This is a genomic window from Streptomyces sp. SP17BM10 (assembly GCF_036322405.1).
In the GTDB taxonomy this organism is placed as follows: Bacteria; Actinomycetota; Actinomycetes; order Streptomycetales; family Streptomycetaceae; genus Kitasatospora.
Map to the genome: position 1 here is coordinate 32,752 of NZ_JAQYXB010000677.1, position 12,742 is coordinate 45,493.

General features: G+C 71.4%; 8 protein-coding genes. 4 read left to right on the forward strand and 4 right to left on the reverse strand.

Annotated features, from left to right (window positions below):
• Positions 1 to 16: 16 nt before the first annotated feature.
• The 4 genes from PUR71_RS38030 to PUR71_RS38045 all read right to left on the reverse strand — a co-directional run bounded on the left by PUR71_RS38030 (position 17) and on the right by PUR71_RS38045 (position 4,687).
• Positions 17 to 1,045, reverse strand: coding sequence for a LacI family DNA-binding transcriptional regulator (locus tag PUR71_RS38030; protein WP_329931849.1), 1,029 nt, complete (start codon positions 1,043 to 1,045; stop codon positions 17 to 19).
• Positions 1,046 to 1,155: 110 nt separating this feature from the next.
• Entirely contained in the window at positions 1,156 to 2,130 is a 975-nt protein-coding gene (locus PUR71_RS38035) for a carbohydrate ABC transporter permease (RefSeq protein ID WP_329931850.1), read from the reverse strand.
• On the reverse strand, positions 2,127 to 3,116 hold the full coding sequence (locus tag PUR71_RS38040; protein ID WP_443077717.1) for an ABC transporter permease: 990 nt from the start codon (positions 3,114 to 3,116) through the stop codon (positions 2,127 to 2,129). Before PUR71_RS38040 ends, PUR71_RS38035 begins: the two co-directional genes overlap by 4 nt.
• Positions 3,071 to 4,687, reverse strand: coding sequence for an ABC transporter substrate-binding protein (locus tag PUR71_RS38045; RefSeq protein WP_329931852.1), 1,617 nt, complete (start codon positions 4,685 to 4,687; stop codon positions 3,071 to 3,073). Before PUR71_RS38045 ends, PUR71_RS38040 begins: the two co-directional genes overlap by 46 nt.
• A 284-nt stretch (positions 4,688 to 4,971) precedes the next feature.
• On the opposite strand from PUR71_RS38045, the gene PUR71_RS38050 reads away from it, so the two are divergent.
• The 4 genes from PUR71_RS38050 to yicI all read left to right on the forward strand — a co-directional run bounded on the left by PUR71_RS38050 (position 4,972) and on the right by yicI (position 12,721).
• Complete coding sequence (locus PUR71_RS38050; protein ID WP_329931853.1) at positions 4,972 to 7,818, forward strand: glycoside hydrolase family 3 C-terminal domain-containing protein; 2,847 nt, start codon at positions 4,972 to 4,974, stop codon at positions 7,816 to 7,818.
• A gap of 197 nt (positions 7,819 to 8,015) precedes the next feature.
• Positions 8,016 to 8,999: an acetylxylan esterase gene (locus PUR71_RS38055; RefSeq protein WP_329931854.1), complete on the forward strand. Its 984-nt coding sequence runs from the start codon at positions 8,016 to 8,018 to the stop codon at positions 8,997 to 8,999.
• 42 nt (positions 9,000 to 9,041) lie between these two features.
• Positions 9,042 to 10,442 carry a GH1 family beta-glucosidase gene (locus PUR71_RS38060; protein WP_329931855.1) on the forward strand — a complete coding sequence of 467 codons (1,401 nt, stop codon included), beginning with the start codon at positions 9,042 to 9,044 and terminating at the stop codon, positions 10,440 to 10,442.
• On the forward strand, positions 10,439 to 12,721 hold the full coding sequence (gene yicI / locus PUR71_RS38065; RefSeq protein ID WP_329931856.1) for an alpha-xylosidase: 2,283 nt from the start codon (positions 10,439 to 10,441) through the stop codon (positions 12,719 to 12,721). The genes PUR71_RS38060 and yicI overlap by 4 nt, the downstream gene beginning before the upstream one ends.
• The last annotated feature ends 21 nt before the right edge of the window (positions 12,722 to 12,742 follow it).

A 12,742-nucleotide genomic window follows, 5' to 3' on the forward strand; every position in this document is an offset into this window, starting at 1 on the left:
CCTTCCGAACGTGGGGTCAACTGCGTCGCAGGGCCGGTGCGGTGCTCTCGCGGACCACCAGTTCCGGTGGCATCAACAGGAGTTGATCCTCCGGATCGTCGCCGACCGCGTTCGCGGCGATCCTTGCCATGACCTGTTCGACGGCGACCTGCCCGAGGTCCTTCTTGGGGCTGGTCACGGAGGTGAGCCGGGGCGAGTGCTGCTCGGCCAGAGCGTCGGGGCAGATGGCGATGACGGAGGTGTCCTCCGGTACGGTCCGCCCGGTGGCGCGCAGGAGGGTGAGGAGCGGGCCGATCGCGGCCTCGTTCTGCACGACGAACCCGGTGGTGTCCGGGCGGTCCGCGAGGATCCGGGCCAGGGTGCCGGCCGTGCTCTCGTAGGTGCCCTCGCAGGCTCGGTGGAGGAAGCGCAGGCCGCGTCGTTCGGCGCGGGCGCGGAAGCCGTTCAGGGTGCGCTCGGCGTAGCCGGCGTGCCGTCGGTAGACGCCGCTGCTGTAGCCGATGAAGGCGATGTCGCGGTGACCGAGGTCGGCCAGGTGGTCGGCGCACAGCGCGCCGGCGGTGGCGAAGTCGTGGTCGACGCAGGAGAGTCCGGCCGGGTCGTCGGGCAGGCCGATGAGCGCGGCCGGGATCTCCTCGGCCCGCAGCACCGGGATGCGGTCGTCGTCCAGTCGGATGTCCATCAGGATGACGCCGTCGGCGAGCCCGGTGGCGGCGACCCGGCGGACCCCTTCGGGCCCTTCGTCGTTGGTGAGCAGCAGCACGTCGTAGCCGTGTTCGCGGGCCGCCACGGTGACGGCGATGGCGATCTCCATCATGGTGGGTACGTGCACCTCGGGGTGGAGCGGCACCACCAGGGCGATGATGTGCGAGCGCTTGCCGGCCAGGGCCCGGGCACCCGCGTTGGGGTGGTACCCGAGGTCCGTGATGGCCTGTTCGATCCGGCTCCTGGTCCCGTCGGAGATCGGGCGCTTGCCGCTGAGGGCGTAGCTGACCGTGCTGGACGAGACGCCGGCGTGCCTGGCCACATCGGCGAGTGTCACCATCGCTCTGCTTCCTTCGTGTCGATTCGGGTGGGGAGCGGTCCCGTGCGACGGGGGAGGTCCGTGGCGGACCGCCCCGGACCGTCGGACCCGTCGGGCCCGGTGCGGACGGCTCAGCCCTTGATCGCTCCGGTGAGGACACCGGTGCGCAGGTGCTTCTGCACGAACGGGTACACGATCACCAGTGGTACCAGCGTGAGGACCACGACCGCCATCTGCAGCGACAGCGGCGCGGTCTGCGCGTGGGTGTTCCCGAAGCCGGAGTTGACCGAACCGGGCAGGCCGTTCGCCCGGTTGACGTAGTTGAGCAACACGTACTGCAGCGGCCACTTCTGACTGTCCGTCGGCATGTAGAGCATGACGTTGAAGAAGGAGTTCCAGTACCCGACGGCGTAGAACAGCGCGGTGACGGCGGTGACGGCGCGAGAGGTGGGCAGGACGACGGACCACAGGATCCGCCAGTCCCCGGCGCCGTCCATCCGGGCCGCGTCGATCAGTTCGGAGGACGTCTCCTGGTAGAAGGCGCGCAGCACCAGGATGTTGAAGACCGAGACCGAGCTCGGCAGGATGAGCGCCCACCACTGGCCGTAGCCGCCGAGGCCGGTGACGACCAGGAAGCTCGGGATCAGGCCGCCGCTGATGAACATCGTGACGATCAGCAGCAGCAGGACGAAGCGGTGACCGAGGGAGCGCGGCCGGGAGAGACCGTAGGCGCACAGGACGGAGACGGCCAGGGACAGCGCGGTGCCGACCACGGTGATGCCCAGGCTCACCCCCAGCGCGGTGACGATCGTCGGGTCGCCGAGCATCTGGCGGTACGTCTCGGTGGTCAGGCCGTCCGGCCAGATCACCAGGCCGCCGGCCCGGTTGATGGCGCCGGGGGTGGAGAAGCTGGTCAGGACGATGATCCAGAGCGGGACCAGGATGACGGCGAGCGTCCCGCCGAGCGTGAGCCCCTTGGCGGCCTGGCCGACGGGGGTGGGCGGCTCCTCCCACGGCGGGCGGGCGGAGCGGGCCCGGCGTCGGGCGGACGTCGCGACCTGGCGGCGCTTCTCGCGCCGGGAACCGAGGGTGAGTGCATTGGTCATCTGCGATACAGCCCGTCCTCGCCGAAGGCGTGCGCCAGCCGGTTGGCACCCCAGATGAGCAGGAGGGAGACCACGCTCTTGAAGAGCCCGGCCGCCGCGCCGTAGCTGTAGCCGCCGGTGGCGATGCCGTAGTAGAAGGAGAAGGTGTCCAGGACGTCCGCGGCCTCGTGGCCGACGGCGTCGCGCTGGACCAGGAACTGCTCGAACCCGACGGACAGGGCGTTGCCGAGCCGCAGGACCAGCATCAGCACGATCACCCCGCGCAGGCCCGGAAGCGTGATGTGCCACATCCGCCGCAACCGCCCGGCGCCGTCGGCGGCCGCGGCCTCGTACAGCTCGCTGTTGATCGCGCTCAGCGCCGCGAGGAAGACGATGATCCCCCAGCCCGCCTCCTTCCAGACCGCCTGGGAGGTGACCAGCAGCGCGAAGGTGTGCGGGTTGGTCATGATGTCCCAGGTGCCGATGTCGTGCTGGCGCAGGAACTGGTTGAGCACGCCGGCGCCGCCCAGCATCTGCTGGAAGATCGTGACGGCCAGCACCCACGAGAAGAAGTGCGGCAGGTAGACCACGGACTGGAAGAAGTTGCGGATCCGCTCGCTCATCACGGAGTCGAGCAGCAGGGCCAGGGCGATCGGGACCGGGAAGAACAGGATCAGCTGGACGAAGCTGAGGTACAGCGTGTTCTTCATGGAGGCCCAGAACGCCGGGTCGCCGAACAGCTGCTGGAACTGGTCGAAGCCCACCCATTCGCTGTGCCAGACCCCGACCAGTGGGTCGTACTCCTGGAACGCGGTGACGACGCCGAACAGCGGGGCGTAGTTGAACACCAGGAGCAGGACGACAGCGGGCACCGTCATCAGCAGGAGGGACCTGTCGCGCCGCAGCCTGGTCCGCCGGCTGAGCCGTGCGGGGCCGGCCGGGCGCTTCGGGGCTTCGGTGCTCACTGGCCGGTGCCGTACGTGTCGAGGACGTTGTCGGTCATCCACTGCTTGAGCCGCTGCCCGGGGCCGGAGCGCCAGCCGGCGATGGCGTCCTGCACCTCGGAGACCTTCTTCTTGCCGTGGTAGCAGTCCTTGATGGTGTCGTTGACGTTCGGCGCGGCCGCCGCCGAGGCGATGGCCTGGGGCATGCTGAGGTTCATGCCCCAGAAGGGCGGCTTGGAGAGGTACTTGACGTTGGCGGCCGACCAGCCCGCGTAGTCCCTGGTGATCTGTTCGCCGCCCGGGTTGCTGATCACGGAGCCCGGAGCGGCCAGGAACGGGTAGGTCGTCGGCTGGACGTCCTTCTTGCCCTCGTCCGTGAAGGTCGGCACGCCGTTCACCCGGGTGTGGTGGACGCCCTCGACCCCGAAGTTGACCATGGTGTACTCGGCCGTGCCGTAGGGGGCGGCGAGGTAGTTCGCGACGGCGAGCAGTTCCTCGATCTGTGCCGGCTTCAGGTCGGAGTTGAGGTAGCTGATCATGCTGGCGGCGGCCCCCATGGAGAGCACCGGCGTGCGCTTGCCGTCGGCGGCGATGGCGTTGAACGCCCCGCGCCGGTAGTTCGGGTCCGCGGCGATGCCGGACTGGTGGTCGGACAGGTTCCAGGCGCCCAGTCCACCGCCCGCGATGAGCACCTTGCCGCTGTAGAAGCGGGTGGCCCCGTTGGAGACGTCACCGGCGAGCGTGTCCGGGTGCATGTAGCCCGCGGTGGCCAGGCGGTAGTGCCAGTCGAGGGCCTCGAGGAACTCCTGGGTCTCGAAGGGGTGGACCAGCTTGCCGTTGTCGATCCGCCAGTTCATGGGGACGTTCCAGGAGAACTGGAGGTAGGTCCACACGTCGTCGAAGGCCCACACGCCCCGCTTGGCGTCGGTGAGTTCCTTGCCGATGTTCATCAGGTCGTCGGCGGACGTGACCTGGTCGGCCGTGATGCCCCGGGCTTCGAGGACGTCCCGGCGGTAGAAGGTGGCGCCGGGGATGCCGAAGCTGGTGGAGAAGCAGGGGATCCCGTACAGCTTGTCGCCCCAGACCCCGTTCTGCCAGGCACCGGTGGGCAGGGCGGCCAGGTTGGGGTACTTCTTGATGTTGTCGCCGGACAGGTACGGGGTCAGGTCCGCGAGCTGGGTGCCGACCAGCGCGCCGGTGTTGAAGTTGGAGTTCAACCAGGCCGGCAGGTTGATCCAGTCCGGCAGCTTCTTGGCGGCGGTCATCGTCGGGATGATAGTGCTGTAGTTGATCCCGTCCGTCGGCTTGACGGTCAGGTCGACTCCGAGCGCCTTGTTCAGCGACTGGTAGAAGGAGTTGCCGACCGGTGGGTTGGTGCCCCACATCGGGGTGACCGCCGTGTAGCTGCCGCCCTTGCCCGGAACGCCGGAGACGCTGGTGGGCGGGGAGGCCGGGTAGGAGAGGTAGGCGGGGTCGGTCGCGATGTCGGATCCGCCCTGTGCGGGGGCTATGTCCGGCTTGACCGCGTTGGCGTTCGGCAGGTAGGTCGGCAGGGCCGCCTTCAGGCCCTCCCTGGTGTTCGCGCCGGCCTTCTTGGTCGAGTCGCCCCCGCAGGCGGACAACAGGGGCGCCATCGCGGCGGCTCCCGCGATCGTCGCAGCGGTACTCAGGAAGCTTCTGCGATTCATCCCGGATCTCATGGCGAGCGGCCCTCTCCGTCGAAGCGTCGAAGCGTCGAAGCGCTTGGATGTTTCGGCGAGACTAACGACGTGTTACCGATTCGACAAGAGGGTGAACAAATCCAAATCCTTTTGTTTCCTGGGGAGTTGACAGACGATCTGGAGCGTGCCAGCGTCGAAGCGCTTCGACTTGTGACCACCGAGCCCAGCCCGCCCGAGGGGTATTCCACGTGAGTTCCGTGCCTGAGCCCGCAGTCGGCCTGCCCGACTTCCGCAATCCCACGCTTCCCCTGCGCAAGCGCGTCGACGACCTGCTCCACCGACTCACGCCCGACGAGCGGCTCGCGATGCTGCACCAGTACGCGCCGGCCGTCCCGCGTCTGGGCGTCGCCGCCTTCCGCACCGGCAGCGAGGGTCTCCACGGCGTCTCCTGGCTCGGCGTGGCGACGGTCTTCCCGCAGGCCGTCGGCCTCGGCGCCAGCTGGGACGAGGAACTGGTGCGCGCGGTCGGCGAGGCGGTCTCGACCGAGCTGCGGGCCTTCCACTACCACCGCCCGCCCGCGCTCGGCACCCCTGAGCGCGGGGCCAACTCCTTGCAGGCCTGGGCCCCGGTGCTCAACCTGCTGCGGGACCCGCGCTGGGGGCGCAACGAGGAGGGCTACTCCGAGGATCCGGTGCACACCGCGCGGGTCGGCGAGGCGTTCTGCCGCGGCCTCTCCGGCGACCACCCGACGTACCTGCGGACCGCCCCGGTGCTCAAGCACTTCCTCGCCTACAACAACGAGGACGACCGCTGCACCACCTCCTCCGGACTGCGTCCCCGCGTACTCCAGGAGTACGACCTCGCCGCCTTCCGCCCCGTCGTCGCCTCCGGCGCCGCGACCGGTGCGATGGCCGCCTACAACCTGGTCAACGGCCGCCCCTGTCACGTGAGTCCGCTGATCGAGGAGGAACTGCGCCGCTGGGCCAGGCCGACCGGCCACGAGCTGTTCGTCGTCAGCGACGCCGAGGCGCCGTCCAACCTGGTCGACCCGGAGCACTACTTCGACGACCACGCCGAGTCCCACGCCGCCGCGCTCAAGGCCGGAATCGACAGCTTCACGGACCACGGCGAGGACAGCGAGACCCCGGTCGGCCGACTGCGCGAGGCGCTGGAACGCGGCCTGATCGACGAGTCCGACGTGAACCGCGCCGTCCGGCGTCAGCTGGAACTGCGCATGCGCCTCGGCGAGTTCGACCCCGAGCTGGACCCGTACGCCGGCACCGGCCCCGAGGTGATCGACAGCCCCGAGCACCGCGACCTGGCCAGGAAGGCGGCGGCCGAGTCGACCGTGCTGCTGAAGAACGACGGCCTGCTGCCCCTCGATCCGGCCCGCACACCGCGCATCGCCGTCATCGGCCCGCTCGCCGACACCCTCTTCGAGGACTGGTACAGCGGCACCATGCCGTACCGGGTGGGCATCGCCACCGGACTCGCCGCGGCCCTCGCCGCCCACGGTGGTGAGGTCGTCCAGGTGGAGGGCTCCGACCGGATCGCCCTGCGCTCGTGCACCACGGGCGAACCGCTCGGCAAGACCGCCTTCGACGTGACCGACTGGGGCGGCGGCGCCTCCACCCTGCGCGCCGCCGACACCGGCCGGTACCTGAGCCTCCAGGACGACGGCGCCCTGGCCGCCGACCAGGACGTCATCAAGAGCTGGTTCGTCAAGGAGACCTTCCGGCTCGAACCGGCCGGCCCCGACACCGTGCTGCTCCGCTCGGTGTTCACCGGGCGCTACGCCGCCGTCGACCCGCTCGACGGCCGGGTGAGCATGACCGCCGAGAGCGCGCAGGACGCGGAGCACTGGCGGCGCGAGCCGGTGCGTGACGGCGCCGCCGAGGCACAGGCGGCCGCCGCGACGGCGGACGCCGCCGTGGTCGTCCTCGGCAACCATCCGATGATCAACGGCCGCGAGACCGAGGACCGTGCCGACATCGACCTGCCCGAGGGGCAGGAGGCACTCCTGCGCGCCGTCGCGGCGGTCCGCCCGGACACCGCCCTGGTCGTGATGAGCAGCTACCCCTACGCCCTCGACTGGGCCGACGAGCACCTGCCCGCCGTGGTGTGGACCTCCCACGGCGGGCAGGAGACAGGACACGCGCTGGCCGCCGTGCTGCTCGGCGAGACCGAGCCCGCCGGCCGCCTGCCGCAGACCTGGTACCGGGGCGACGACCCCCTGCCCGCCCCGCTCGACTACGACATCATCAAGGCCGGCTGGACCTATCAGTACCACCGTTCAGTCCCGCTCTACCCCTTCGGCCACGGGCTGTCCTACACCGACTTCGTCCACCGCGACCTGCACCTGTCGCAGTCGTCGATCGGCCGGGACGGCTCGGCCGAGCTCACCGTGACCCTGGAGAACGGCGGAGCGCGGCCCGGCAGTGAGGTCGTCCAGATCTACGGCCGCGCCCTGGAGGCCCGTTTCGAAGCGCCCCGGCTGCGCCTGGCCGACTTCCGCAAGGTCCGGCTGGCGCCGGGGGAGAGCCGCGAGCTGGCCTTCCGCCTGTCCGCCGACCGACTCGCCCACTGGTCCGTCGCCACCGGCGACTTCGTCGTCGACCCCGGCGGCTACGAGGTGATCGTCGCCCGCAGCGCCGACCACCCCGTGCTCACCGCGCCGCTGACCGTGACCGGGGCGCCCGCCGCGCCCCGGGCGGGCCTCGGACACCGGATCCGGGCGGTCGACTTCGACGACTACGAGGACGCCACGATCGTCGACGCCACCCGTTCCGACGGCGACGCCGTCACGCCCACCGACCCCGCGCAGCCCGCGGTGCTGCTCTTCCGCGAGGTCGACCTCGCCGGCGCCCGCACGCTCGAGGTCGAGACCGCCCGCGAGGGCGCCGGAACCGGCGGGGCACGGCTCGAAGTCCGGGCGGGAGGCCGAGTGCTGGCCGACATCGACGTGCCCGTGACCGGCGACCGCTACGCCTGGACGAGCAGCACCGCCGAACTCGCCGACCCGCTCGACGGCGTGCACGACCTGGCCCTGACCCTGCACGGCGACTTCCGGCTCACCGCATTGCGCTTCGGCGCGGCCGGCTGAGGGCAGCAGCCCCGCGCACCGGCGGTCCGCCCGTGGCGGGCGGACCGCCACCCGTTCCGGCCCGGCTCACCGGCCGGGCGATCCCGCCCGCCGCATCGTGACGGCCCGCACGTCACCGACCCCCCGCAGGCGGCCCACACGTCACCGCCCACACCTCACCACCCGACCTCGAACTCGCAGCACCCGGAGGAGCCCCCGTGCCGCTCACCGACTTCGGCGCCGACGAACTCGGCGACTACCAGCCCGAGTCGACCATCCCGCAGGACTTCGACGAGTTCTGGCAGCGCACCCTCGCCGAGGCCCGCTCCCACGGCGGCGTGGTCAAGGCCGAACGCGTCACCGCGCAGTACGGACTGCGCACCGTCGAGGTCGACGACGTACGGTTCCCCGGCTGGAACGGCGAACCGGTGGCCGCCTGGCTGCTGCGCCCGCGCGGCGCGGCGGGCCCGCTGCCGGTCGTCGTCACCTACATGGGCTACTCCGGCGGCCGGGGGCTGCCCACCGAGCACCTGTACTGGTCCGCCGCCGGCTACGCCCAGCTCGTCGTGGACACCCGGGGACAGGGCCACGACACCCCGGACCGGACCACGGGCGACGGCACCCAGTGGGTCGGGGGCTTCATGACCCGCGGCATCGACTCCCCGGAGCACTACTACTACCGGCGACTGATGACCGACTGCGCGCGCGCCGTGGACGCCGTCGCGGAGCTGTCCGGTCTCGACACCGACCGGATCGTCGTGGCCGGCGGCAGCCAGGGCGGCGGCCTGGCCCTCGCCGTCGCCGGACTCACCGGCGACCGGGTGGCCGCCGTGATGCCCGACGTCCCGTTCCTGTGCCACTACCGCGAGGCCGCCCACCTCGCGCTGGACGGGCCGTACCAGGAACTCGTCAACTACCTGCGCTGGCACAGCCGGCACCGCGTCCAGCCCACCTTCGCCACCCTCGACTACTTCGACGGCGTCAACTTCGCCCAGCGGGCCACCGCGCCGGCCCTGTTCAGCGTCGGCCTGATGGACCCGGTCTGCCCGCCGCGGACGGTCTACGCGGCCTTCAACCACTACGCGGGCGAGGACCGCACCATGACCGTCTGGCCCTTCGCCGACCACGCCGGCGGCTGCGGCTCCAACCCGCCCGTCCAGCTGTCCTGGCTGCGCGACCGCGGGCTGGCGCCGGAGCTGTGACCGCCATGCCCGCTCACCGAGACACCCCGTGAGGTACGCCGCATGACCACCGTGCCCTTCCCGGAACTGCCCCGCGGATTCCGGTTCGGCGCCGCCACCGCCGCCTACCAGATCGAGGGCGCCCACGACGAGGACGGCCGCGGCCCGTCCATCTGGGACACCTACAGCCACACCCCGGGCCGCACCCTGGGCGGTGCGACCGGCGACACCGCCTGCGACCACTACCACCGCTACCCCGAGGACGTCGCCCTCCTGCGCGAGCTCGGCGTCGACGGCTACCGCTTCTCCCTCTCCTGGCCGCGCCTGCTGCCGCAGGGCACCGGTGCGGTCAACCCCAAGGGCCTCGACTTCTACGACCGGCTGATCGACGAACTGCTGGACGCCGGGATCGCGCCGGCCGTCACCCTCTACCACTGGGACCTGCCGCAGGCCCTCGAAGACCGTGGCGGCTGGCGGGAGCGGGACACCGCCGAGGCCTTCGCCGAGTACACCGCGGTCGCGGCCGAGCGCTACGGCGACCGGGTCGAGCGCTGGATCACCCTCAACGAGCCGTTCTGCTCCGCCTTCGTCGGCTACGCCGAGGGCCGGCACGCGCCCGGCGCCCGGGAGGGCCGCGGGGCGCTGGCGGCCGCCCACCACCTGCTGGTCGGCCACGGCCTGGCCGTGCGGGAGCTGCGCGCCGCCGGCGCCCGCGAGGTCGGCATCGCGCTCAACCTCGACCGCCTGCACGCCGCATCGGGCCGGCCCGAGGACCTCGCCGCCCTGCGCCGGGCCGAGGTGCTGCACAACGAGGTCTGGACCGAGCCGCTGTTCGCCGGGCGCTACCCCGAGCACGAGACCGAGACCTGGGAGGGCCTGGCCGACGGCCCCTGGCGCCGATCCGGGGACCTCGAACTCATCGGCGGAGCACTGGACTTCGTCGGCATCAACTTCTACCGGCCGATCACCGTCGAGGCGGCCCCGCACCGCGCGGACGACCCCGCACCGCGAACCGCCACGGACATCGGCGTCGTCGAGCCGATCCCGTACGGCACCCGGCTCACCACCATGGGCTGGCCCGTCGTCCCGTCCGCGTTCACCGAACTGCTGTGCGATCTCAATGCCCGCTGCCCGCACCTCCCGCCGGTCTGGATCACCGAGAACGGATCCGCCGAGGCCGACACCGTCACCCCCGACGGCCTGGTCCACGACGGGGACCGGATCGACTACCTCGCCGGCCACCTGGCCGCCGTCGCCGAGGCCGTCGCGGCCGGCGTCGACGTGCGCGGCTACGACGTCTGGTCCCTGCTGGACAACTTCGAGTGGGCCCGCGGCTACGAACAGCGCTTCGGCCTGGTCCGCGTCGACTACGACACCCTGACCCGAACCCCCAAGGACAGTTACCACTGGTACCGGGGCCTGATCACCGCGCACCGCGCGCGGACGGAGGAACCTGCCCGATGAAGTTCACCGACGGCTACTGGCTGATGCGCCCGGGCGTGACCGCGCGCTACGCCACCGAGGTCGCCGACGTCCGCACCGGCGAGGACCGGATGACCCTCTACGCGTCCGTCAAACACGTGCGCGGCCGCGGTGACACGCTCAACAGCCCGCTGCTGACCGTCGAGTGCTGGTCCCCGGCCGAAGGCGTGATCGGCGTGCGCACCACGCACCACGCCGGCTCGGTGCGGCGCGGGCCCGAGTTCGCCCTTCCCGGCGCCGAGCAGGGCGCCGGGAAGGTGCGGCGGGACGGCGACGTGGTGGAGCTCTGTTCCGGCGAACTGGCCGTGCGGGTGGACACCGCCAAGCCGTGGCAGCTGGAGTTCACCGCCGGCGGGCGCGTCCTGACCTCGGTGGGGGCGCGCGGCACCGGCTTCGTCACCGACGCCGAGGGCCGGCACCACATGCTCGGGCAACTCGCCCTGGGCGTCGGCGAGCTGGTCTACGGGCTGGGGGAGCGGTTCACCCCGTTCGTCCGCAACGGCCAGGTGGTGGACATCTGGCAGGCGGACGGCGGCACCAGCAGCGAACAGGCCTACAAGAACGTTCCGTTCCACCTGACCAACCGGGGCTACGGGGTGTTCGTCAACCACCCCGGCAAGGTCGGCTACGAGGTCGGCTCCGAGGCCGTCGGGCAGGTCCAGTTCAGCGTCGAGGACCAGTCGCTGGAGTACTTCGTCGTCCACGGTCCGACCCCGAAGCTGGTCCTGGAGCGCTACACCGCGCTCACCGGCCGCCCCGCGCTGCCCCCGGCCTGGGCACTGGGTCTGTGGCTGACCACCTCCTTCACCACCGAGTACGACGAGGCCACCGTCAACCGCTTCGTCGGCGGCATGGCGGAGCGCGGCATCCCGCTGAGCGTCTTCCACCTGGACTGCTTCTGGATGCGCGAGTACCAGTGGTGCGACTTCGTGTGGGACCCGGAGACCTTCCCGGACCCGGCCGGCATGCTGGCCAGGCTCAAACGACAGGGGCTGCGCATCTCCGCCTGGATCAACCCGTACGTCGCACAGAAGTCGGAGCTGTTCGCCGAAGGCGTCCGCGAGGGCCACCTCGTGCGCCGGCCCGACGGCAGCGTCTGGCAGTGGGACCTGTGGCAACCGGGAATGGCCCTGGTGGACTTCACCAACCCCGCCGCGCGCGAGTGGTACCGCGGCAAGCTGCGCACGCTGCTGGACATCGGCGTGGACTGCTTCAAGACCGACTTCGGCGAGCGCATCCCCACCGACGTCGTGTGGCACGACGGCTCCGACCCGGAGCGGATGCACAACTACTACACGCAGCTGTACAACCAGGCGGTGTTCGAGCTGCTCCGCGAGGAACGCGGGGAGGGCGAGGCGCTGCTGTTCGCCCGTTCCGCCACCGTCGGCGGCCAGCAGTACCCGGTGCACTGGGGCGGCGACTGCGAGTCGCACTTCAACGCCATGGCGGAGTCGCTGCGCGGGGGACTGTCCCTCGGCCTGTCCGGTTTCGGCTTCTGGAGCCACGACATCGGCGGTTTCGAGGGCACCCCGGAGCCCGCCGTCTTCAAACGCTGGACGCAGTTCGGCCTGCTGTCCTCACACAGCCGGCTGCACGGCAGCAAGTCCTACCGCGTGCCGTGGGAATTCGGCGAGGAGGCCGTCGAGGTCACCCGCGAGTTCACCCTGCTCAAGCACCGTCTGGCGCCCTACCTCCAGCGCGCGGCGCAGCAGGCACACGCCACCGGTGTTCCGGTGATGCGGGCGATGGTGCTGGAGTTCCCGGACGACCCGGCCGCCGCCGCGCTCGACCGGCAGTACCTGCTCGGCGACGACCTGCTCGTCGCCCCGGTCTTCACCGAGGACGGCACCGTGGAGTACTACGTGCCCGACGGGACCTGGACCAACCTGCTGACCGGTGACCAGGTCACCGGCCCGCGCTGGGTGCGCGAGCAGCACGGATTCCACACCCTGCCGCTCCTGGCCCGTCCCGACTCCGTCATCCCGCTCGGCGCGGACGACCAGCGCCCGGTCTCCGCCTGGGCGGAAGGCGTCGAACTGCGGGTCCACGCCTTCGCCGACGGCGCCGAGCGCACCGTCGAGATCCCGCGCAGCGACGGCCCCGGCGAGAGCGCCCGCTTCCACCTGCACCGCACCGGCGACCGCCTCCGGGTGACCACCGACAGCCCACACCCCTGGCAGCTTCGGATCGGCGGCCCGGACGGCGCCCTGTACGTCAGCCCGGCCGGCGCCCTCGAGGCCTCGGTGCCCTATCCGGTCTGAGGCCGCCCCCGAACGCGGGGC